The following is a 24,419-nucleotide window of genomic DNA, read 5'->3' on the forward strand; positions in this document are numbered from 1 at the left end:
GTTACGTGCTAGCTTCTATGGACAGACGTGTCCCTTGCTTGCTTTGGATCCCTCCGTTTCTGCTTGTTTTATCCTTTTCCAGTCTGGTCAAACTTCAATTGGGAAGCTGCGTGAAAAATGATGGGTGACAGCACACTCTGTTGCTGCCTTCGTTAAGAAGCTAGCGTAACAATCTCTATGTATATTGGAAAGCCTAACCCTTTTATCGGTATAATCACCAAAAATTTTAATTTTTAGGTGGGTAAATGAAGAATATGAGCCATTTGTATCATGTTTCGCCGCTTCCCCTTCATGAGGAATCCATAGCAAAAAGCCATTTACATGGATGGCAGAATGGAGCTGCATCATAGAGAGTACTGTGCCACAGTATCTATATGAGCAGAACATTCAACTACACCATGTAAATGGCGATTTCATTATTTATCCAATTACAGCTAATGAGCAATCGGACTCATGACATGACCCCAAAATAATGCTAGCAAACAATAACATCAACCTTGTTCAACCAGTGCTTTGGCAGCGATATCGCTACGCTGATGCTTGCCTTCAAACGTAATCTGCTCCGCCTGTGCGTAAGCGTTGGCACGCGCGGAAGCAATATCGTGACCTAGACCGACAACGCCGAGAACACGACCACCGTTAGTGACGATCTCGCCATTGCTACCTATACCTGTCCCTGCATGAAAAACAAGTGCCTGCTTGGTATCGATCTGATCCAGTCCAGAGATCGGCAAACCCTTCGGATACGATGCCGGGTAACCGCCAGAAGCAAGAATGACGCATACTGCTGCTTCATCACTCCACTCAATCTCGATATCTGCCAGCGTACCGTTCACGGTTGCCAGAAAAATATCTAGTAGATCCGTCTTCAAGCGTGGCAGCACCACCTGCGTTTCTGGATCGCCAAAACGGGCGTTAAACTCGACCGTCTTCGGCTTGCCATCCGGGGTGATCATCAGACCAGCGAACAATACGCCTTGAAATGGACGACCTTCCGAGACCATCGCATTGGCAGTTGGAATGATAATGTCGGCAATCGCTTCGTCGATAATCTGCTGATCAATATGCGGCAATGGTGAATAGGTGCCCATACCGCCAGTATTGGGACCTTGATCATGATCATAGACGGGCTTATGGTCTTGAGCGGCAGGCATCACACGCACGGTTTCACCGTCGACAAAGGCGAGGATCGACATCTCCTGCCCTTCCATAAACTCCTCAATAATGACGCGACTGCCTGCTTCGCCAAATACTTTATCCTGCATAATCGCCTGTAGCGCATCCACGGCTTCATCCATACTGCGTGCGACAGTAACGCCTTTACCAGCTGCCAGACCATCCGCCTTGATAACGATAGGAACGGGCTGCTGCTGCAAATAGTCCAGCGCTACTTCGTATGTGTCGAACTTGGCATACGCGGCGGTAGGGATATTGTATTTGTGCAGCAGGTCTTTCATAAAGGTTTTGCTGCCTTCGATAATAGCGGCATTTTGACGTGGACCGTAGACCGGAATGCCGCGCGCTTCGAATACATCGACGATACCGTCAGCAAGTGGATCGTCTGGACCAACGACAACTAGCCCAACCTGCTTGTCAGCAGCAAAATCAGCTAGTTTTTGAAATTCATGTACAGAAATCGGTACACACTCGGCGATTTGCCCGATACCTGCATTGCCTGGTGCACAATAAATGTTGTCGGTTTGTGGACTTTGGGACAGCGACCATACGATTGTATGTTCACGTCCGCCGCTGCCGATGACGAGAATATCCATAATGTCACACTCCGTTCGTGGAAATAGGGATGCTACTTGATCAGTGTTTAAAATGGCGCACGCTGGTGAACACCATCGCGATGCCATGCTCATTCGCCGCTTTGATCGACTCTTCGTCTTTGACCGAGCCGCCCGGTTGAATGATCGCGGTAATGCCTGCTTGCGCTGCCGCTTCCACTGTATCGCCCATTGGGAAAAAGGCATCCGATGCGAGAATGGCACCTTTCGCTTTGTCGCCAGCTTGCTCGATGGCGATTTTGGCAGCACCGACGCGGTTCATCTGACCTGCACCAACGCCGATTGTCATATCATCAGCTGCGAGGACAATTGCATTCGATTTTACATGCTTAACGACTTTCCAGCCGAACAGTAATTGCTTCATCTCTTCCGCTGACGGTGCGCGCTCAGTGACGATGTTCAGATCAGCTTCGGTAATAGAATGTACATCACTCTCCTGTACGACCATACCGCCTTCCACCTCAGTCACGATCTGTTGCGGTTTGCGATCAGCAGACGAGGAGAATTCGCCCATTTTGAGCAGGCGGATATTTTTCTTCTTCGTCAAAATCTCCAACGCTTCTGGTGTGAAATCGGGTGCCAGCACGATCTCTAAGAAAATCTCGCTCAGCGGCTGCGCCGTGTCCGCATCGATCACGCGGTTGGCTGCTACGATGCCGCCGAAAATGGAAGTTGGATCAGCGCTGTACGCTTTGTTGTATGCTTCGGCAATGGTAGAACCTACGCCTACGCCACATGGATTCATATGCTTGACGGCTACAACCGCCGGTTCGGTAAATTCTTTGACGATCTGGAGTGCAGCATTGGCATCGTTAATATTGTTGTACGACAATTCTTTGCCATGCAGCTGCTCTGCGGTGGTCAGCGTGCCTGCCGGAGCCAGTGGCTTGCGGTAAAAGGCGGCGCTTTGATGCGGATTCTCGCCGTAGCGCAGATCTTGAATTTTCTCATACGTCACGGTATACCGTTCAGGGAACGGCGTTTCCAGCACTTCTGCTAGATAATCGGAGATCAGGGAGTCGTAAGCCGCAGTATGACGGAATACTTTGGCAGCAAGCTGCTTGCGCGTATCCAGCGTCGTATCACCTTCACTGCGTACTTCGTCCAGTACAGTTGCGTAATCGCCTGCATCCACTACAACCGTCACAAAGGCATGGTTTTTGGCAGCACTGCGCAGCATCGTTGGACCGCCGATATCAATATTTTCAATCGCGTCTTCGTAAGCGACATCCGGCTTGGAGACCGTCTCTTGGAATGGATACAGGTTTACAACGACGAGATCGATGTAGCCCAGCTCCAGTTTCTGCATTTGCTGCTGATGCTCTTCACTGTCGCGAATTGCCAGCAGACCGCTATGTACAGCCGGATGCAGTGTTTTCACACGTCCGTCCAGAATTTCGGGGAACCCGGTCACTTCGGAAATACCGATGACGGGCACGCCTGCATCAGCAAGCAGATTTTTGGTGCCACCAGTGGAAATGATCTCTACACCTAGTTGCGATAATTCGCGGCAGAAATCGACTACACCTGTTTTATCGGATACGCTGACAAGCGCACGTTTGATCGTCATGATTGAAAATTCCTCCTTTGTAGTGGAAACAGAAATCGTTCATTGACTAGCTATCAGTTTGGGCAAATATACAGGTATATCTTGCTCCACATAACAAGCCAGTCCCCTATACGTTATCAAAAGCTTCTCGCAATCCTCTATTCACTGCTCTACGATGACATGTCTGCCATCTTCGGCAAGTCGTACTTTACCAGCAGCAATCTGCGAGACGACGCGCGGGTATAGCGTCTGTTCGATCTTGTGAATCCGTTCTGCCAGCGTCTCCGCCGTATCATCCGGGTGAATATGTGCAGGCTGCTGGGCGATGATCGGCCCCGTATCCATACCGTTATCGACAAAATGAACTGTAATTCCGGTCAATTTCACACCATAATCCAGCGCCTGCCCGATCGCATCCTTACCGGCAAAAGCAGGCAACAGTGACGGATGAATATTAATCATCCGTCCCATGTATGGATTCACCATCGTCGGCGTTAGCAAACGCATATAGCCCGCCAGCACGATCAGGTCGATATCTCGCTTCGCCAATTCGCTCAGAATATCCAGTTCGTACGCTTCCCGACTGTCATATTCCTTCGGCTGAAAGACAAACGTATCTATCCCTGCCTGCTGCGCACGCTCTACGACCGGTGCTGCCGGCTTGTCGCATACAAGCAGCTGAACTTCCGCAGACCCCAGCAATCCGCTGCGCTGCGCATGCACAAGCGCCTGAAAATTACTGCCCTGACCGGACGCAAATACCGCGATCTTACATACGTTCATTATATATCCGCTCCGGTAAAGGTGACGATCTTCTGTCCTTCCGTGACGTTACCGATGAGATAAGCTTCTTCGCCCTGTTCTTGTAGCACGCTCAATGCCTGCTCCGCCTGTTCCGCTGGAACGACAATCACCATACCGATCCCCATGTTAAAGGTTGTGAACATATCGCGGTTGCTAATGCCGCCCTTCGCTTGCATCAATTGGAAAATCGGCAGAATCGGCCAGTTTCCATATTCGATATCTACATTTACATCATCCGGCAACATCCGTGGAATATTCTCGATAAAGCCGCCACCTGTAATATGCGCCATGCCTTTGACCTGTACCGCTTGTTGCAGCGCAAGACACGACTTCACATAAATGCGCGTCGGCTCCAATAATACATGTCCCAGCACGGCGTTATCCAGTTCTGCTACCTGTGCTGTCAATTCATAACCGCCGTCTTCCAGCAGCAACTTGCGCACAAGGGAAAATCCGTTACTGTGTACGCCACTTGATGCCAAGCCGATTACGACATCACCTGCTGCGATATCGCTGCCCGTAATGACTTTCGGCTTATCCACGATACCTACTGTGAAACCAGCGATATCGTATTCACCTTCCGAATACATGCCCGGCATCTCCGCTGTCTCGCCGCCGATCAGCGCACAACCGGATTGACGACAACCGTCCGCAATACCGGAGACGATCGCTTCAATCTTTTCGGGAATGACCCGATCACAGGCAAGATAATCGAGGAAAAAGAGCGGTTCTGCCCCTTGCACCACGATGTCGTTTACACACATGGCAACTGCATCGATCCCGATCGTATCGTGCTTATCCATCGCAAAAGCGAGCTTCAGCTTCGTACCAACACCGTCTGTACCGGAAACGAGTACTGGCTCCTCGTACTTATCCTTATTCAGTCCAAACAGCGCACCAAAGCCGCCGAGGTCTGTCATCACTTCCGGGCGAAACGTCGTTTTGACATGCTTTTTCATCCGTTCAACCGCTTCATTGCCTGCCGCGATATCGACACCGGCATTTTTATAAGCTTCTGACACTGTGATCGCACCTTTCGTATGTTGAAATATTTGCGGAGTTGGGGGTGGAGGGGATGGGGTGTTCTGTTGCTACAGCGCTGCGGGAATGGATCGTTCGGGCTTCGCCGTTGCAGACCGGCTTTTTCCGAATGATGACAAGAGTCGTAAAAAGCCGGTCCGCAAATGCTCCGCCCGGAACGATTCCATTCCCTCCGCTACGTGCAACGATCACCTTCCCCCTCCAAACCCAAGCTCCGAACTTTGGGTGGGGTGGTAATGGGAAGAGATTGGTAGAGATTAGAGATTAAAGATTTAGAGAAATAGGATTAGAGAATAAACAGGAAATAGTTAGAGATATAGGACTAGAAATGACTCGTTTGAGAATGGTGGAATTGACTATATCTCTTGGTCGGTTATATTGATGAGTCGGTTTGATTGCTGTGATTGTTTTGGTTATTTTGTTGTTGGAGATTGTGTTGATTCCGTGCTATTTATAGGTTTAGACTCCGTATCCGGTATTCTCTTTGTATTGGTCGTGTTTGGTCAGGATGTTGGTTTTGATTATAATGTATCATCCTTATCTTTCCCTACTGCCCCAACCGATCTAACGAATTCGCTATTGGAATAGGATGGGGAGAGTGTGGAGCGGAGGGGAAGGAAATAGGCTATAGATCGCCTTTGAAATCGGGTGCCTTCCTCTACAAGGGGTTATCCAATCCAAGGCACCCGATTTCAACCCGCGATCGGCAGCCTATATCCTTCCCCGGAGCGGTGCCACACCAATCCCATTCCCTATTCCACTCAGCGTAATTCCATTAGCACCCACATCCGAATTGTTCTTCGCCGCCGAAGTCCACTTGAGTTGGGTAGTCGTTGTCAAAGCACGCCATGCACATGCCACCTTTGTAGTCGCCACGATTATCGCCAGCAACTGCTTCGATCAAGCCGGTATTGCTCAAAAAGGCGAGTGAATCGGCGTTGATCTCCTGACGGATTTCTTCGACGGTTTTGGATGACGCGATCAGGTCGCGGCGATCCGGGGTATCGATGCCGTAGAAGCATGGATTTTTGAAAGGTGGTGAGGTGATTCGCACATGTACCTCGGTCGCTCCTGCATCGCGCAGCATGTTGACGATCCGGCGCGACGTGGTGCCGCGTACGATGGAATCGTCGATCATTACGACGCGCTTGCCTTCCACGACACGGCGGACAGCGCTCAGCTTCATCTTTACACCCTGCTCGCGCAATTCTTGACTAGGCTGGATAAAGGTACGTCCGGTGTATTTGTTTTTGATCATGCCCAGCTCGTATGGAATGCCTGTCTGCTCGGCATAACCGATCGCGGCGGAGATACTGGAATCCGGTACACCGGTCACAAGATCCGCATCGACAAACGATTCGCGCGCCATCACGGAACCCATTCGTTTCCGGGCAGAATGCAGGTTGGAGCCATTCATATCGCTATCCGGGCGGGCAAAATAAATATATTCCATCGAGCAGAGTGCTTTGCGCTGCGGCTGTTCGATATATGTGTCTTCTTGTAATCCGTCTTCGTTCAATACGAGCAATTCGCCCGGCTGTACATCGCGTACCAGTTCAGCACCAATCGTTTCCAGAGCACACGTTTCGGAAGCGAAAATATACGCGTCGCCCAGTCGTCCCATCGTTAGCGGACGCAATCCGTTCGGATCGCTGGCAACGATCAGTTGTCCGTTCGTCATTACCATAAAGGCAAATCCGCCTACGATCCGGCGGAACGCATCCTTCGCCGCTTCCACCAATGGCTTCGGCGAACGAGCGATTAGATGCGCAACCACTTCGGTATCACTGGTCGTTTGGAAAATAGAACCCATTTCCTCCAGCTCGCGCCGAATTTGCGGAGCATTGACGATATTGCCGTTCGTCGCCAGTGCCAATTCGCCTGCACGGTAACGGAATACGAGCGGCTGAGCGTTGCCCAGATGACTGCTACCGCTAGTCGAATAGCGTACATGACCGACAGAGATGTCGCCGGTCAATCCGCTCATAATATCCTTGTCAAACACTTCCTTTACCAGTCCCATTCCGCGATGGTAATTAAACTGGGTGCGGTCGCTGACGCAGATACCGCAGCTTTCCTCGCCACGATGTTGAAGGGCGTGCAAACCATAATAAGACAGGGAAGCGGCCCCCGGGTGTCCGTAGACACCGAAGACGCCGCATTCCTCTTTTAACGTATCAAAAATATCATTGGGTCCGGTTCCCTGATTATAATAGTCGCCGGTCCACAGTTGATGCTGATTTAATTCATCAGACATGGAATCGCATCCTCCCAGACCTGACGAAGTGATTTCACTTCTTCTGTCAGGACTTGTTTGCCGTCCACTTGGATTTGTAGTTGTTGTTCCTGTGTCACCGTACCGATACGAGTGATTGGTACACCAGCAGCTTGCAATTGACTTTGCAGTGCATCTGCTTGCTCCGCGGTTGCCGATAGCAAAATGCGGGATTGGGATTCGCTGAACAGCAGCAGATCATTGCGCAATCCGCCGGATGTCAGTTCAAGCGCAGCGCCCAGTTTGCCGCTAATACATGATTCTGCCAGTGCAACCGCCAAACCGCCTTCAGACAGATCATGTGCAGATTGTACCAGACCAGCTTGAATCGCGCCCAGTACGCCGTCCAGCAGTTGTTTCTCAATAACCAGATCCAGTGCTGGCGGACGACCTTCGGTCTTACCATGCACGATATGCTGGAATTCACTGCCGCCGAGTTCGGCTTTCGTTTCGCCCAGCAAGAAGATGACGTCGCCATTCTGCTTGAAGCCTTGTGTTGTAATATGATCGGTATCGTGAACGAGTCCAACCATGCCGACAACCGGTGTCGGGTAGATGGAGCCGCGTGTATTTTCATTGTATAGACTGACGTTACCGCCAATAACTGGTGTTTCCAGCGCGCGGCAGGCCGTTGCCATCCCATCAACGGATTGTTCCATTTGCCAGAAAATTTCTGGTTTTTCCGGGCTACCAAAGTTCAGGTTGTCCGTGATGGCGAGCGGCTCGGCGCCAGAGCAGACAATATTACGTGCTGCTTCGCTGACCGCGATTTTGCCGCCCACTTCCGGGTCAAGGTAGACAAAACGGGAGTTACAATCGGTCGTCATCGCCAGCGCTTTGCGTGTGCCGTTCACGAGTACAACTGCCGCATCCGAACCAGGGCGTACCGCTGTACTTGTGCGTACCATGTAATCGTACTGGTCATATACCCATGCTTTGCTTGCTACTGTTGGCGAAGCCAGCACGGATCGTAATGCACCGGACAGATCGGTCACTTCGTCATAAGCAGCAGTGTCGATAGATGCCATTTGCTCATAATAAGCCGGAACCGAGGATGGCTTGTTATAGATTGGGCATTCGTCCACCAGTGCATGAACTGGCATGTCGCCAACAAGCTCATCATGATGGAACAGCTTCAGACGACCATCGTCGGTGACTTTGCCGACTTTGGCGCAGATGACACCCCAGCGTTCGAAGATTTCCATCGCCTGTGCTTCGTCCTTCGGCTCAACGACGAACAGCATACGCTCTTGCGATTCGGACAGCATCATTTCGTACGGGGTCATGCCTTCTTCACGCTGCGGCACCTGATCCAGATACAGCTCCAGACCGTTGCCCGCTTTGCTCGCCATTTCCGAACTGGAGCACGTCAGACCAGCTGCACCCATATCCTGAATACCGAGTACGATGCCGGTATCGATCAGTTCGAGACAGGATTCCATCACGAGCTTTTCCATAAATGGATCGCCGACCTGCACTGCTGTTTTGCGCGCTTCGGATTCTTCAGTCAATTCTTCGGAAGCGAATGTGGCACCATGAATGCCGTCGCGTCCGGTTGGTGGACCGACGTAGAAGACCGGATTACCGACGCCCTTGGCTACGCCGCGCTGGATTTTGTCATGATCGATCAGACCGACGCACATTGCATTGACGAGCGGATTGCCTTCATAGCTCTCATCAAACATAACTTCGCCGCCAACCGTCGGAATACCGATACAGTTGCCGTAGCCAGCGATCCCAGCCACAACATGCTCAAATAGATATTTCACGCGTTCGCTCTCCAGCTTACCGAAACGCAGGGAGTTCAGCGAAGCGATCGGGCGCGCGCCCATGGAGAAGATATCGCGGATAATGCCGCCCACGCCAGTAGCAGCGCCTTGATATGGCTCAACGGCGGATGGATGGTTATGACTTTCGATTTTGAAAACGACTGCCTGGTTGTCGCCTATATCGACGATCCCTGCCCCTTCGCCCGGTCCCATCAGGACACGCGGACCATCGGTCGGGAAACGTCTCAGCAGCGGTTTGGAATTTTTGTACGCGCAATGTTCCGACCACATTACACTGAATACGCCGATTTCCGTGTAGTTCGGTTTACGTCCGAGGAAACCGCAGATCAGATCGAATTCGGTGTCCGAGACACCCATTTGTTGATACAGTTTCTGTTCTGCGACTTGCTCCGCCGTCGGTTCCTTAACGGATGTTTGCTGCGTCATGTTGATCCCTCCAGGCTTTCAAAATAGATGTGAACATTTTCTTGCCGTCTGTCGTACCAAGCAGTTCGTTAACCGCGCGCTCTGGATGCGGCATCATGCCGACTACATTGCCACGTTCATTGCTGATGCCCGCAATATCGTGCAAGGAGCCGTTTGGATTCTCGCCATATTGAAAGACGATCTGGTTGTTGCTTTTCAGCTGTTCCAGCGTCGCTTCGTCGCAGTAGTAGTTACCTTCACCATGTGCAATCGGGATGATAATCTCTTCGCCTTGCTCATAATCCCGTGTAAATGGCGTTTGGTTGTTCGTTACCGTCAATACGGTATCATGACAGCGGAATTTCATCGATTCATTGCGCAGCAGCGCGCCCGGCAGCAGATGTGCTTCGGTCAGAATCTGGAATCCGTTGCAGATGCCGAGTACGTATTTGCCTTGCTTGGCAGCTTTGATGACTTCTGCCATGACCGGTGCAAAACGGGAAATGGCGCCGCAGCGCAGGTAGTCACCATAAGAGAACCCACCCGGAACTAGAATACAGTCATACGCAGACAGGTCTGTCGCCGTGTGCCATACATAATCAACCGGCTCGCCCAGCGTTTCTTCTACCGCTTTGAAGCAGTCGATATCACAGTTGGAGCCAGGGAATACAAGTACCGCAAATTTCATGGGATTAACCCTCCAGTTCAAATCGGTAATTTTCAACGACCGTATTGGCAAGCAGCTTCTCGCACATTACTTTCAGGCGCTGTTCCGCTTCTTCGCGGTTGTCGGTGTCCAGCTCGATCTCCATAAATTTGCCGATCCGCACGCTTTCCACTTCATTAAAGCCGAGTGTATGCAGAGCGCCCTGTACGGTTGCTCCCTGCGGGTCGAGTACGCTTTCTTTGATGGTCACGTGGACTGTCGCTTTGATCATGGGTGGTGTTCCTCCTTAGTGGTGGGTGAGCGTTGAATTTTACTTGGTTTTGTTTGGGTGGATCAGGGTGGTGGGGCGGACTGTTTGATTGGGTGAGAGTGTCCGCTCCGGGAAGGGATAAGGAGACGGAACTCCGGTGGAGCCGCGGGAATCTTTTGGATTTGGATAGAATGAAGATTCCCGCCCCTCCAAAGCTGTAAGATATTTTGCTTTCGCAAAAATCACTTCCCATTGAACCCCGTGTTTGAAAATCACAAACACTGTAAGTCGTTCCTTTTCCCTTATTCCCTTCCCTACGCTCCGCGCTTCCTTGTTATATAAGAAGTGGCGCATACGTCCTGATCCTACCGGCAAACGGTACTGGTGTAACCATTCATGTGTTGAAGGTGTAGCAGTTGTAAAAGATGAAGAGCAATTACTTTAAAACCATTTTAGAGATTGGTTTGTTAAAGGCGGTTCTTATTTCGTTTTATGCTTGTGTACTGCATATGCTTCGTACAGTACTTAAAGAATCAATGCATATTGTGATGCAAAATTCGGTGTTTGAGTTGTACCTTTTTCTTATCTGTACTGGCTAGAATTGTATGGAGTGATTCATTGGGATTTGCTTGTTCACTTCTTTATTTCTGCGCTATTCTCTACTTGTGTGCTGTCTCGCTCTTGCTCCGTTTGTTGATGAACGGGCTACGAAAGTTTGGAGCCGGTTAGTTTTTCGTAGATGGTGAGGTAGCGGGTGGATGTGGTTTGGACGACTTCGGCTGGTAAGGGGGCTGGGGGGCTGTTTTTGTCCCAGTCGGTGCTTGCCAGGTAGGTGCGTACCGGTTCTTTGTCCATGCTGTCGATTTCGATGTCGAGTGCATAGTTTTCTTTTGCCCAGAAGCGCGAGGAATCCGGGGTGAAGATTTCGTCGATCAGGATCAGTTGTCCGTCGATCAAGCCGAACTCGAATTTGCAGTCGGCGAGGATGATGCCGTGCTGTTGGCATTGCTTGCGCGCGTATTCGTACAGCTGGATACTTTTATCGCGTAACTGTTCTGCCAGTTCTTCACCGACCTGTTCTTGCATTTGGGCAAAAGAAATGTCTTCGTCGTGACCGACATCGTTTTTGGCAGCTGGGGTAAACAGCGGCTCTGGGAATTGATCATTTTTGCGCAGACCTGGTGGCAGCGGGATGCCGTTAACTTCACCTGTTTGCTGATACTGACGCCAGCCGCCGCCCGTGATGTAGCCGCGAACAACGCATTCGATATCAATCCGCTCCGCTTTGCGTGTGACCATGATCCGGTTGCGCAGAGCGTCGGGATCGCGCACGATGTCACCAAGAATATCTACATCGATATGCACGACATGGTTGTCGAGCAGTTGCTTCGTTTCGCCGAACCAGTAGGCGCTAAGACGATTGAGTACTTCGCCCTTGTGCGGAACTGGCGGTTCCAGTACGTAGTCAAATGCAGATATGCGGTCGGTAACGACGATGAGCAGATGCTCGCCCAGATCATACAGCTCACGTACTTTGCCTTTGTAGATCAGCGGTGCGTCGATCAGTTCCGCTGCCGTAGATAATGCCTGTGCTGTCATGTCATCTTCCCTTTCCCCTGTGTAGTGGTCGCTCAGTCCAAGCCCAGCTTTTTGAAAATGGTATCGACGTGCTTCAGATGCCATGATGGATTAAACGCGTCTTCGATCTCGTCCGCACTCAGCAGCTCGGTAATCGCTGGCGTTTCCACAATGATGTCTTTGAAGGAGCGTTGTTCTTCCCATGCCTGCATCGCGCGTGGCTGTACCGTATCGTACGCTTGCTCACGGCTCAGTCCTTTGTCGATCAGCTTGGTCATCACACGACCGGAGAATGGTACACCATACGTACGTTGAATGTTGCGCTGCATGTTTTCCGGGAACACGGTCAGGTTTTTGACGATATTTCCAAACCGGTTCAGCATGTAGTTCAGCAGCATCGTTGCATCCGGCAAGATGATGCGCTCAACGGACGAGTGCGAGATATCGCGTTCATGCCACAGAGTGACATTTTCATAAGCCGATACCATATGACCGCGAATGACGCGCGACAGACCGGAGATATTTTCCGAACCGATTGGATTGCGTTTGTGCGGCATTGCAGAGGAGCCTTTTTGACCTTTGGCAAAGGCTTCTTCTACCTCGCGGAATTCACTCTTTTGCAGGGCGCGCACTTCGGTAGCAAATTTGTCCAGCGATGTGGCAACCAGTGCCAGTGTCGCCATGTATTCGGCGTGACGGTCACGCTGCAACGTCTGCGTGGAGATCGGTGCCGGTTTGGTGCCCAGCTTGCGGCATACAAACTCTTCAACTGCTGGATCGATATTGGCATACGTACCAACCGCACCGGACATTTTGCCGTATTGTACATTGTCTGCTGCATGGCGGAAACGCTCCAGATTGCGCTTCATTTCCTCATGCCACAGCGCCATTTTCAGACCGAATGTCGTCGGCTCGGCGTGTACACCGTGCGTGCGTCCCATCATCGGCGTGTTTTTGTATGCCAGCGCTTTGTCCTTCAAAATTTCAATAAAATTGATAATATCGCGTTCCAGAATTTCGTTTGCCTGGCGCAGCAGGTAGCCGAGTGCGGTATCAACTACGTCGGTGGAGGTCAATCCGTAATGCACCCATTTGCGTTCCTCGCCTAGACTTTCGGATACGGCGCGAGTAAAGGCGATCACATCATGACGCGTCTCCTGCTCGATTTCGTAGATGCGATCCATATCAAAAGTAGCATTGGCACGCAACTTGGCTACATCCTCGTGTGGAATAACACCGAGATCTGCCCATGCTTCGCAGGCACAAATCTCCACTTCCAGCCACGCTTTGAATTTGTTCTCTTCACTCCAAATATTGCGCATTTCCGGTCTGCTGTAACGTTCAATCATGGTTTTATTTATTCCTCCATATGTTGGTTTGCTCTATCCAGTTCAGAGCGTCTTCCCTATTATGACACAGCACATTGATATGTCCCATCTTGCGTTTGTGCTTGGCTTCTTCTTTCCCATATAAATGGTACTTCGGGATCACGTTCAGCTGTTCTGCATTCTCATCGGCTGCCAGCATACACTCTACAACGTCCGGCACATGCTCGCCGAGAATGTTCACCATCACGACTGGTGTATGCAGTTCGGTACTGCCTAGCGGTAATCCGCAGATTGCGCGCACATGCTGTTCAAACTGCGACGTCGCGCATGCTTCCATCGTATAATGCCCGGAATTGTGCGGGCGCGGCGCTAGCTCATTCACGTACAGCTCACCGTTCTTCGTGCAAAATAGCTCCACCGCCAGCAGTCCGACTGCATCTAGCGATTGTGCAATATTCACCGCCATCTGACGCGCCTTCTCTTGTACCTCGTCCGGCACTCGCGCTGGTACGATGGACAGGTGCAGGATGTTGTCCACATGGATATTTTCCGCTACTGGGAAGGTCTGCACTTCGCCGTTGGAGCTGCGTGCCGCAATGACCGACAACTCGCAGTGAAAGTCGATAAATTGCTCTACCACCAGCTCCGTGCCTGCCTGACTCAATTCGGCAAAAGCGGTCGCTGCCTGCTGCTCGCTGCGAATGACGAACTGCCCTTTGCCATCGTATCCGCCCATTGCTGTCTTCATCACGCATGGTGTACCGAAGCGACGTACCGCTTCTAGTGTTTCATCAGCACTATTCACCTGCGCATACGGTGCTACTGTCGCTCCAGCAGCTTCAATCGCCCGCTTTTCACGCAAACGATGTTGCGTCGTATACAGCAGCTTGCTGCCCTGCGGCACATACGACTGCTCTTCCAGCAGTGCCGCTACGCCAGCATCAACATTTTCAAATTCGTACGTAATCACGTCCGCCACTGCCGCTAACCGACTCGCTGCTTCGGTATCGTCATAATGCGCGACAATCTGCTTGCTCACTTGCCCACATGGCGCATTGTCCGCCGGATCAAGTGTCACAAAGCGATAACCAAGCGGTGCGCCCTGCAATACCATCATGCGTCCCAGTTGACCTCCACCGAGAATTCCGATCATCGATCCCGGTGGAATCAAACGTCCGTCCCGTGTGCCTGCTTCTGTACTCATAAGCTGTCCTCGCCCAGCGTGGCGCTCGATTCCAGCACTTCCTGCTTGATGCGCTCACGTCGCTCATTGACCCGCTCCAACACTCCACGGTCAAATGCACCAAGAATCTGCGCTGCCAGTAGTCCGGCATTGGTCGCGCCCGCTTTGCCAATCGCTACCGTTGCTACCGGAATGCCACCCGGCATCTGTACAATCGACAGCAGCGAATCTAGCCCGTTCAGCGCCGCCGATTTCACTGGCACACCGATTACGGGAAGCAGCGTCTTGGAGGCGATCATGCCTGGTAGATGCGCCGCACCGCCCGCTCCAGCGATAATGACCTTGATGCCGCGATCTTGCGCTTCTTCAGCAAATCGGAACATGAGATCCGGCGTACGATGCGCGGATACGACCTGCTTTTCATAAGAAATATGCAGTTCATCCAACACCTGACAAGCATGCTGCATCGTTTCCCAATCTGACTTGCTCCCCATTACAACAGCGATCTGTACCGTCATCATATAACCTACTTTCTGTAAAAGAATGAATCTTGCAGGGTATGACTCTATTCAGCATATCATCCGCCTGTTTGCGCAATGTTAGCCTGCCCAAAGTATTTGCAAGACATACACAAACGCTTTTGGGCAATAAAAAATCCGCAAACCCAGGCGAAAATCAATTGATTTTCAGGATTTCCGGACTACAGAGCGCATGACAGATGACAAGCCGTACGTCTGCATCCCACCGTCTTCGTCATGTTCATAACAAGTCGGTAAGGGCGCAGCAGCACAAGCAATCCACAGCAATAGCCAAACATTCGACTCCCCATGGTCATCCTTCGCTCTCGTAGTCCGAAAATTTAAGGTCTTCGGGTAGATACTTCCGGGCCATATCCCCGGCGTTATACGAGCACAATCACAATTCACGTTATTCATAAGCTTCATTACACAGTGTACCAATCCGCTACACAGTATGTCAACTTAAAAGGCGAACGTTACATTCTTCACATTTTTCATTGTTCGTATTTTGGACAGTTTGTATCCAAGATAGATGCCCACCAACGATTAAAAACACAAAAAAGACGCATAGTTACATCCTTCCCCCTATATAGAAGGCAAGAAATAACTATACGTCGTATAGAATCATACATTTCCAAGCTATGCTGGATGATACATTTCGGCTCTGCATTGTATCGTGCAATGCTTCATCTAGCGCTATTACGCTTTGAACATCGACCGGTTCGCCGGATGTGCTACTTGCATAAATACATTTTTCAGCTGAACAAACCTATTTGGTCTGCCCAGATGCGACACCTTGCTTTTCTTCGACAGGTGCCATACCATAGCCCGTATTCAGCATATCCGTAATGCTGCGAATCGAAGTCAGATTGGCAACCGTCAGATCCTGATCGCGAATCTGAATGTCGAGCTTGTTCTCTAGACCGACGATCAGATCAATCGTAGTAATGGAATCCAGCCCTGCTTTGTTCAGATCATCTTCGCGTCCCACTTCTAACTTGCCTTCGAAGATTTCGTTCAAGATGTCTACAACCGTCTGCTCCGCATCATGCTTCAATACAGATTGTTGCACCAGCGTAGTACTCTGGCTTTGCCCTTTCTGTACAGCTACACCAGTCTGCTCGTCAAACGAAGGCCAGAGCGAACGATCGCGACCATGACGATCCAGAAACGCTTCTTTCCAGCGATCCGTGCCAAAGGCAACACAACCGGAGTACAGCTGCTCTCCCTGCTCATCCGCAATGTCATACTTGCCGCACAGCACATCTTCGCAATAGTTAAACGAAGCAATCGAGCTTTCCTGTCCAGTTGTACGCACCGCAGCCAGCTCGTACTTAGCGTTGCTGACCATCTGATACGTCCCCTTCGTCTTCACATCCTGACTGAAAAAGAACGGGTCAGTCGCGGTTTCGATTTTGCCGTGCAGACCGATCCGGTCGAATAGCGCCCACACATCGTGCATGATGTTGTCACGCGTCTCCGCTACCCACTGCTGATCGCCGACAAACACAATCTCGCGCATCGTAAATTCGGTACGACGAAACGCATCTTTACGCCAAGAGATCTCATTGCGGAAACAGCGCCCTTTGGCGGTCAATACTCGACGTTGACTGCTACGGCTGCCCTGATGCTCCTCATAACAGTGATAACAAATGCACGGCTGCAAAATCTCGCCCGTCGGCACCAGCGATTGATGATGCGAATGACTGAGCGCTTGTTGGCGGAATTCGTTGATATGTTTATAGTTATGCGGCACGGTTGCCGTACCGATAATATTTTGCGGAAAATTGATATGATACTGATTGCGCACCATATTGCTTTTGCCAAAGGTAGACGGATATTCACGTAGCTCCGCTCCATGACGACGCGCGATGTCGATAAAGGCACGATCCAGTTGCTCTAGCAGCACAATATCCGTTTCGTCCAGATAAGGAGCAGCAGGCAGTGACGGAACCGGTTCGGCGCGATGCTCTACGGTATCGTCATTCAGATTATCGCGAACGACAGTTTTGCCGATTACGCGCGTCTGCGCCAGGCTGGCACACAGCTCATCATAATGCTGCTCCAGCTCTTGCCGCTTTGACGAGTCTTCGTGATCCAGTATTACCCGAATGATGCTGGACTGTATATCATAATCTACTGCGGTGATTTCTTCCGCCAGATAGGGCACCCGTTCCATCAACAAATCAATTTTGCCGATCATCTTGTCCGATACATGCAGCAGTATTTCCATCAGGACTGCTCCTCTCCGATTCTCCATGGTTGTCTTTTGTCTCATGCTCTTATTGTATGATTAAACCGTTCACGCAAACGGAATAACATCTGTATTCATTTTAGAACCAAATATTGGATAATAAAATGAAGCCCATTCCACTGCTGCGACAGGATTCACAGGTTTTTTTTGAATATTTATTTTTCTTTTCCAAGATGTCATCGTACAGCATGTCATGTTATTTTATCGGCAAGTGAGGGCAAAATAAATAGTACATAGGTGTGACGAATATGCAAAAAAGCCAGTATTCTTCCTAGGAAAAATACCAGCTTTTACAGCCCCGCCATATTCAGGATAAACCGTCAGCGATCCCCACGGGAGCAGGCGGAACTTATTTGACAATCAGCACCGGAATACGCGCGTTCTGCACGACGTTGTGGCTGACACTACCGAGTACAAATTCACGGATACTGCCCAGACCACGACTACCAATGATAATCACATCAGAATTGTGATTTTCGGCGAATTCCAATACGCTCTGTGCCGCCGAGCCTTGAATCATCTCTACATCGAACTTGTTCGTGATGCCGGATTCCTCCAGACGGCGCTTCGCTTCTTTTGCCGTTTGCATCGCCATCTCGTACAATTCCTCATTGGATGTCGTTGGCACTGGTACGATCCCCTCGCCCATAAAATAGCGTGGGAAATCAAACACATGAATAGCGTCGATATGTGCTTCAGGATTGGCGCGCGCCAGCTCCACCGCGCGACTCAGCGCTTTGTTGGATGCCTTCGAACCATCATAAGCAAGCAGAATATTGGAAAATAACATGTGTGTTCCCCTCTCTCTCGGCTATTGCCGTTATCGTTCCTGCCACTCTGCCCCGCAACGAAGCAATATACTTTATGTAGTGGGACATCTGGTGACTACGTTTCTTCCTACTGTTATATTACCCGAAACGCTTTCAGGATGAAACGAATCCACCATTTTCTAGTGTTCATCTGCGTGATTCCAACATTATGCTCTGCTTAACTTTCTATTCATTTTTTCTTCATACAGCGGTTGTATAATAAGCCCTACATTTACAACGGAGCCTGATCGGCTGGACGCTTTGTCGTCCCCAGATGATTCCGCTACAGGGAGGATTGCCATGAACCGCAACCAGCTTCATCACTTTCTGCTTGAACACAACACGCGCCCTGCGCCTGATTGGAACGAGCTGCTTCTCCGGTATGAGCCGGAGCATACAACGATCAAGGGACAACAGGTGTATTGGTTTGATTGGAATCTGGATACGATGAATACGCCGATTCAGGACAGCATCGTAATTGCCCAGCATATACCAGGTTCTTTTATGCCGCTTCATATGCATCATTATATTAAGCTTATCTATGTATACCGTGGGCAATGCCGGATTGCGCTGCAACACCATAGCGATCTGGTATTGAGCGAAGGCGATCTACTGCTGATTGACAAGCAGACACCGCATGCTATCCGGGACATCTCCGATGAGGATATTGTGATGGACATCAAGCTGAAGCAGGATTATTTGTCCTCCGGCTTTTTGAACCGGTTTGCTAACAAAAATACAACTTCGCAGTTTCTTATTCATTCGCTAATCGACAATCGCCGTGCCAATAGCTATCTGCATTTCTCGTTTCATCCAGAGTCCAATATTCGCGAGACGATGGAGCGCATTCTGTGCGAATACTTTGAGCGTGACTTCTGTTCTGCCGATCTGATCGACTCGTATTGTTTTGCACTATTTACGGAGTTGCTACGCTATAGCGGCACCGGGCGTCAGCGCAGTATGCAATTGCAGCCAAAGGATGCGCTAGTGTTGGATTTTCTCCATTATATTGAGCAGCATCATCGCGAATGCAGTCTGGTCGAGATGGCGGAGCATTTCGGGTATCATCCGAATTACATTTCTGCCTTTTTGAAAAAGGAAACCGGGCGTTCATTTATGGATCTGTTGCAGATTGAACGATTGAACAAAGCCGCACTGTATCTGACGCATTCGGATATGCCGATTCCTTCCATTGCCGAGGAAGTTGGATATTCCAGCGCTTCCTTTTTCCATAAAAAGTTCAAGGAGATGTTCACGTCTACACCAAGTCATTATCGTGAGCAGGCACGCATGTAAGCCGATCCTTGATACTGTTGGATGATATAGATGTAGATATACAATGGCATAGATATTTTCGACAAATGTAGGAAATACAAGCTTGATACACAGCCCAAAGAGCCGATTCGATGTCATCTCATCATGACGCCGAATCGGCTCTTTGGGTACGTACAACAACGATTTACATCAACCAGCGATACCATACATAGCCGTATACTAGTATATTCAGCACCAGCAGTGCAGGAATACCCAGTCGAAAGGATGTATGCTTGGTTTTATGACGGCGGGTGTACATGGCGAACCATGCCCCTGCTGCGCCGCCGATTGCAGCGAGTGTAAACAGTGTCTTTTCGGGAATACGTTCACGGGTACGGCGGCGGGCGGCACGGCTTTTGTCTACAGCCATGACGCTATACGCAATCACATTGATTACGAGCAGCCAGCCCCAGAAGATTGGCTCTATCATCAGTATAGCTCCTTACCTGTTCGGCATGTTCGTCGTTCCACTTGGGCAACGTTGCCGTTTCTTGTATAGTATCGCTTCACCATGCCGCTGGGAAACAATCGCACAGCGACACTATCTAGCGATACATACAACAACTGCAATAGACTGCGATACACCAAGCGAACTATGAACAGTATACCCGCTCTGCGAAAACAGAACAAACGCCGAATGACGACCAGACCGGAACGATTCGTTACTCCGCTCGGAACGAGAACAATGTACTCTGGAAGTCGCCATATTGCTCCTGAATGACAATCCCGTGATGCATCAGCTCATCGCCATAGTACAGCTCCTCAGCTACCCCGTTAATGCTCATCCGGTAACGAATCTCAGGCTCCAAGCCAGTCAGCTTCAGACGACGCAAGGGCGGATTCGGCACACTCAACACTTGGAAGTAACCAGCAAACGCTTCACTACGATCCGCCGATACGAACATCCAAGCCGTATGGTTGCCGTCAAACGGACTGAGCAATCGGTAAAAGTCACCAAACTGAATCAGCTCACGCAGCTGCTTGTACTGTGATACCTGCTCACGCACTTCCTGCTTCTCTTCGTCGGTTAGCTTGGTCAAATCCAGCTCATAACCAAAGTTGCCTGACATCGCGACATGCCCGCGCGTGGCAAACGATGTAATCCGTCCCACCTGATGATTCGGCACTGCTGATACGTGCGAACCCATCGCACTCGCAGGATAGACGACACTCGTGCCGTACTGGATTTTCAAACGCTCTACTGCATCGGTATCGTCACTTGTCCACGTTTGCGGCATATAATACAGCATCCCCGGATCAAAGCGACCGCCACCGCCGGAGCAACTTTCAAACAATACATGCGGGAAAGCAGACGTGATGCGTTCCAGTACATCGTACAATCCGAGCATGTAGCGATGCGCCGTCTCACGCTGACGTTCTGCTGGCAGCAACGCCGAACCGATCTCCGACATATTGCGGTTCATATCCCATTTTACATACGTAATCGGTGCTGAGGACAATACGCTGCTAATCGAATCCACGATATAATCGCACACATCGCGGCGCGACAGATCGAGGATGAGCTGTTCGCGTCCCATCGTGCGGCTGCGATCCGGCACATGCAGACACCAGTCTGGATGAGCACGATATAGATCGCTGTCCGGCGATACCATTTCCGGCTCAAACCACAATCCAAATTGCATACCTGTATCTACAATATCCTGTGCCAGCTGACCTAAGCCTTCCGGCAGCTTGCGACGATCCTCTACCCAGTCCCCCAGCGAAGAACGATCATTATCCCGATGCCCGAACCAACCATCATCCAGTACGAACAGCTCGATACCAAGCTCCTTGCCTGCTACCGCAATCTGCTTGATCTTCGGCGCATCAAATGCAAAATACGTCGCTTCCCAGTTGTTGATCAGAATCGGACGCACCTTGTCCCGATGCTCGCCGCGGCTGAGGCGTGTACGATACAGTTTGTGATACGTGCGCGACATGCCGCCCAGTCCGGCGTCCGAATGCACCAGCACTGCTTCCGGCGTCTGGAACGTATTGCCCGGCTCCAATTGCCAATCAAAATCAAACGGTGACATCCCGATCTGCATCCGTGTCGTGCCAAACTGCTCCACTTCCGCCTGCGCGATAAAATTGCCGCTGTATACGAGACTCATGCCGTACACATTGCCATGCTGCTCATTCGCTCCATTTTCCAGCAGTGCAATAAATGGATTATGCTGATGACTGCTCGACCCGCGCTTGCTCTCCACCCGCTGCAAGCCTGGTGCCAGCTTACGGTAATGCATATGCCGCTCACGCACCCATGCACCCGACAGATGCAGCAATTCAAAGTCCGCATTACCAAAGTCCACACTGCTGCTCAGCGCTCGCTCTATCGATACCGTCTGCTTGCCGTTATTCACGATGCGCGCCGAACGTGTGATGGCATTGAATTCATGGAAAACGGTATACGACAACACCGCTTCCAGCCCAGTCAGCTCGTCCTTGAGTGTTAATTCTAGCGTATCCGCTTCGCTATCCTGCTCTACATACGTCGCAGGCAGCCCATCCAATCGCGGTTTGCCAGCATAAATCTTATGCCCCGCATAATGCAAATCACTTAACGTTGAACCATTGTCCAATGCAATCTCAAAGGCAGGCTCCCGATAATCCCCGCGTCCATACCCCGGAAACTCCTGCGGCAAGGTGTCAAATGAAAACGTAAGATCTTCGCTATGATAATTGGGGCTGAATGAGCAACGCTCAATCCGGTGCAACAGACTCCCGATAGAAGGCTGACGCAGACGCGGACCCCAGTACAGATGAGCCGGATGCAGATTATGAATCAGTTGAATGACATAACTTGTTGTGTTTGTTTGTAAATGAAAGGTTTGCTGTTGTTCGTTATACAAAATAGGCATAAGTGGTTCCTCCTGCATGCTATAAAATCAGACTATAACGCTTACATTTCAATTGTAATAGATATTTCAGCAAAAAAAATGGCATGATCCATTCATTTCATGTATCCTTGCGTTCATTTGTATCGGTATAATGGATAAATATCCATTACCGGAACCCATCTAAGGAGGAAACAGAATGGCTCTCAGCGTGCTCGACGAACTTCAGTTGCAATATCGGCAGCTGTCCGCCAAGGAGAAGGAAATTGCCGATTACGTCATGCGCAACAAGCACTCGATCCAGAATATCAATATCCGCGACCTGTCGGCGCTTACCCATGCGTCGATGTCGACGATCACCCGCTTTTGCCGCAAGATCGGCTTTGCCAACTTTGTCGATTTCAAAATCAATCTCAACCGCGAGGCAGCACAGCCACGCGACGAGATGAACGTCTTTGCCCAGACACAGCACATTTATAACGAAATCATCAACGCCACTGCTGAAATGATTCAGCCGGAACTCGTACAGCAAGTCGTGGACCGGATCAAACAGGCACGCCGCGTATACGTTTACGGCGTCGGCAGCTCCAGCCTGTCGGCACTGGAATTTAAATACCGACTGATGCGCATGAACATTACGATTGATGCGATTAGCGATTCGCATATGATGCGGATGAACGCCGCATTGATGGATGAACAGGATGTCGTGATCGGGCTGTCCAACTCCGGTCACACAGACGAAGTGACCTTTGGGCTGCGAACCGCTCGGCAGCAAGGTGCGTATACGATCGGTATTACCAACTTCGACCATACCCCCTTTACCGAGACGATTGATCTGTGTTTGTTCACACCGGGATTGCAGCGGGTTGGGGATGTGCAGTTTGTGAACAGCCAGCTGGCGATTATTTATGTACTAGATATGATCTCTATGCTGCTGTTGGAAGACGAAACGATGCAAAACGCTCGGCAGCAGACGCTGGATGCGCTGTACCGGATGGAGAAGGAATAGAGCTTCCATTTATTTGTAGTTGTTTTATTCAAAATCAAATCAGTAAACGAACAAAACATTATTTTCATAAATATTTAAAAAGCGAAGGCAAAGCAACCGATTGGATGCTTTGCCTTCGCTTTTTTAGGTAGACCCATTTACTTTAATAACGACTCAATCGACTGATCTAATGGTGTTAACTGATCTCCAACAAGCTTTTCCAAGTCATTCGTTGTATTCTGGAACATCCCGTCTGCAATTGCTTTGTGAAATACGTTAACAAGTGATTCTGCATGAGCTTCTTTTACGCCCGACTCAATTAGTTTTTTAATCGTTATATGATTAGAAGCTTCTTTATAAGGAATTTCTTTATTTACCACGTTTGAGAGTATAGTAGCCAGTTGTGGGAAATTTATAAGTTCTGATCTGACAAGCTCATAAATTTTGCCTTCATGTCCTTTTTGCGTTAGTACAGTTGCGTTAGCCAAAGCCAAATCTTTGCGAAGCACATAGTTGAAACCTTTTCCATTGGTTGGAGAAATCAATTCTCCATGCTGTACAGCTGCATGTAGATCTGGATAAATTTCGTCCAAATACGTACCGTTTCGCATAAAAGTGAAAGGAAGATTTACTGCAAGAATGGAATGTTCTGTTGCCAAATCAACGTCTTCCAATCCATAGGTTTTTAGTTCTGGATTCGCTACTCCTACAAAAATGACATGATTGACTTCTGCTGCTTTAGCCGCCATCACAACATTATGATTTTGATCTAACCGTTTTGCGTTATCCAATTCTAATGAGGATATAAACAAAAGCTTATTCACTTGTTGGAATGCTATCTTCAAAGCGTTTAAATCTTCGTAATCAGCTACACGAATTTCAATTCCCTTTTCTGCTAAAGGTTTTGCTTTCTGTTCATTTCTAACCAAGGCAATAATCTGCTCTGCGGGAATTCCTTTCACATTCAGAAGATGATCGATTGTCCATCCTCCTAGCTTTCCTGTTGCACCTGTGATCATTATCTTATTCATTTATATAC

19 protein-coding genes and 1 riboswitch are annotated in these 24,419 nt (G+C 49.9%); of the genes, 2 read left to right on the forward strand and 17 right to left on the reverse strand.

Annotation, left to right across the window (positions count from 1 at the left end; all coding sequences use genetic code 11):
• Positions 1-491 precede the first annotated feature (491 nt).
• The 14 genes from purD to ACE3MZ_RS20150 form a co-directional block, all read right to left on the reverse strand.
• Complete coding sequence (gene purD, locus ACE3MZ_RS20085) at positions 492-1,772, reverse strand: phosphoribosylamine--glycine ligase (protein WP_411343874.1); 1,281 nt, start codon at positions 1,770-1,772, stop codon at positions 492-494.
• Between the two features lie 40 nt (positions 1,773-1,812).
• Positions 1,813-3,360 carry a bifunctional phosphoribosylaminoimidazolecarboxamide formyltransferase/IMP cyclohydrolase gene (purH, locus tag ACE3MZ_RS20090; RefSeq protein ID WP_411343875.1) on the reverse strand — a complete coding sequence of 516 codons (1,548 nt, stop codon included), beginning with the start codon at positions 3,358-3,360 and terminating at the stop codon, positions 1,813-1,815.
• Between the two features lie 141 nt (positions 3,361-3,501).
• The gene (gene purN / locus ACE3MZ_RS20095; RefSeq protein ID WP_411343876.1) at positions 3,502-4,122 is read right to left on the reverse strand and encodes a phosphoribosylglycinamide formyltransferase; all 621 of its coding nucleotides are present in this window, start codon (positions 4,120-4,122) and stop codon (positions 3,502-3,504) included.
• Positions 4,122-5,165 (reverse strand): phosphoribosylformylglycinamidine cyclo-ligase, encoded by a 1,044-nt coding sequence (gene purM / locus ACE3MZ_RS20100; RefSeq protein ID WP_411343877.1) that lies wholly within the window; start codon positions 5,163-5,165, stop codon positions 4,122-4,124. Before purM ends, purN begins: the two co-directional genes overlap by 1 nt.
• Positions 5,166-5,959: 794 nt before the next feature.
• On the reverse strand, positions 5,960-7,441 hold the full coding sequence (purF, locus tag ACE3MZ_RS20105) for an amidophosphoribosyltransferase (RefSeq protein WP_411343878.1): 1,482 nt from the start codon (positions 7,439-7,441) through the stop codon (positions 5,960-5,962).
• Positions 7,426-9,675: a phosphoribosylformylglycinamidine synthase subunit PurL gene (gene purL, locus ACE3MZ_RS20110; RefSeq protein WP_411343879.1), complete on the reverse strand. Its 2,250-nt coding sequence runs from the start codon at positions 9,673-9,675 to the stop codon at positions 7,426-7,428. Before purL ends, purF begins: the two co-directional genes overlap by 16 nt.
• Positions 9,653-10,342: a phosphoribosylformylglycinamidine synthase subunit PurQ gene (purQ, locus tag ACE3MZ_RS20115; RefSeq protein ID WP_411343880.1), complete on the reverse strand. Its 690-nt coding sequence runs from the start codon at positions 10,340-10,342 to the stop codon at positions 9,653-9,655. Before purQ ends, purL begins: the two co-directional genes overlap by 23 nt.
• A gap of 4 nt (positions 10,343-10,346) precedes the next feature.
• A complete protein-coding gene (purS, locus tag ACE3MZ_RS20120; protein ID WP_367064498.1) occupies positions 10,347-10,592 on the reverse strand; it encodes a phosphoribosylformylglycinamidine synthase subunit PurS in 246 nt (81 codons plus the stop codon).
• 684 nt (positions 10,593-11,276) lie between these two features.
• A complete protein-coding gene (locus tag ACE3MZ_RS20125; RefSeq protein WP_411343881.1) occupies positions 11,277-12,170 on the reverse strand; it encodes a phosphoribosylaminoimidazolesuccinocarboxamide synthase in 894 nt (297 codons plus the stop codon).
• Between the two features lie 32 nt (positions 12,171-12,202).
• On the reverse strand, positions 12,203-13,498 hold the full coding sequence (gene purB, locus ACE3MZ_RS20130) for an adenylosuccinate lyase (RefSeq protein WP_411343882.1): 1,296 nt from the start codon (positions 13,496-13,498) through the stop codon (positions 12,203-12,205).
• A gap of 4 nt (positions 13,499-13,502) precedes the next feature.
• Positions 13,503-14,681, reverse strand: coding sequence for a 5-(carboxyamino)imidazole ribonucleotide synthase (gene purK / locus ACE3MZ_RS20135; protein WP_411343883.1), 1,179 nt, complete (start codon positions 14,679-14,681; stop codon positions 13,503-13,505).
• On the reverse strand, positions 14,678-15,178 hold the full coding sequence (gene purE, locus ACE3MZ_RS20140) for a 5-(carboxyamino)imidazole ribonucleotide mutase (protein WP_411346866.1): 501 nt from the start codon (positions 15,176-15,178) through the stop codon (positions 14,678-14,680). The genes purK and purE overlap by 4 nt, the downstream gene beginning before the upstream one ends.
• A 309-nt stretch (positions 15,179-15,487) precedes the next feature.
• Positions 15,488-15,589, reverse strand: a riboswitch (purine riboswitch).
• A 358-nt stretch (positions 15,590-15,947) separates the two neighbouring features.
• Entirely contained in the window at positions 15,948-17,411 is a 1,464-nt protein-coding gene (locus tag ACE3MZ_RS20145) for a phosphopantetheine-binding protein (RefSeq protein WP_411343884.1), read from the reverse strand.
• A 370-nt stretch (positions 17,412-17,781) separates the two neighbouring features.
• Positions 17,782-18,222: a universal stress protein gene (locus ACE3MZ_RS20150; RefSeq protein ID WP_367064505.1), complete on the reverse strand. Its 441-nt coding sequence runs from the start codon at positions 18,220-18,222 to the stop codon at positions 17,782-17,784.
• Between the two features lie 319 nt (positions 18,223-18,541).
• On the opposite strand from ACE3MZ_RS20150, the gene ACE3MZ_RS20155 reads away from it, so the two are divergent.
• Positions 18,542-19,537, forward strand: a complete 996-nt coding sequence (locus ACE3MZ_RS20155; protein WP_411343885.1) for an AraC family transcriptional regulator — start codon at positions 18,542-18,544, stop codon at positions 19,535-19,537.
• A 163-nt stretch (positions 19,538-19,700) separates the two neighbouring features.
• Here the strand turns inward: ACE3MZ_RS20155 and ACE3MZ_RS20160 are convergent, their stop codons facing one another.
• Together ACE3MZ_RS20160 and ACE3MZ_RS20165 are read right to left on the reverse strand one after the other, a co-directional pair.
• Positions 19,701-19,985, reverse strand: a complete 285-nt coding sequence (locus ACE3MZ_RS20160; RefSeq protein ID WP_411343886.1) for a DUF1294 domain-containing protein — start codon at positions 19,983-19,985, stop codon at positions 19,701-19,703.
• 232 nt (positions 19,986-20,217) lie between these two features.
• Positions 20,218-22,416, reverse strand: a complete 2,199-nt coding sequence (locus tag ACE3MZ_RS20165; RefSeq protein ID WP_411343887.1) for an alpha-galactosidase — start codon at positions 22,414-22,416, stop codon at positions 20,218-20,220.
• A gap of 175 nt (positions 22,417-22,591) precedes the next feature.
• Here ACE3MZ_RS20165 and ACE3MZ_RS20170 point away from each other — a divergent pair, with 175 nt between their 5' ends.
• Positions 22,592-23,401, forward strand: coding sequence for a MurR/RpiR family transcriptional regulator (locus tag ACE3MZ_RS20170; RefSeq protein WP_411343888.1), 810 nt, complete (start codon positions 22,592-22,594; stop codon positions 23,399-23,401).
• A gap of 137 nt (positions 23,402-23,538) precedes the next feature.
• On the opposite strand, the gene ACE3MZ_RS20175 is transcribed toward ACE3MZ_RS20170, so the two are convergent.
• Positions 23,539-24,411, reverse strand: coding sequence for an NmrA family NAD(P)-binding protein (locus ACE3MZ_RS20175; protein ID WP_411343889.1), 873 nt, complete (start codon positions 24,409-24,411; stop codon positions 23,539-23,541).
• Positions 24,412-24,419: the final 8 nt, after the last annotated feature.

This window comes from Paenibacillus sp. WLX1005 (assembly GCF_046603685.1).
GTDB lineage: Bacteria > Bacillota > Bacilli > Paenibacillales > Paenibacillaceae > Saccharibacillus.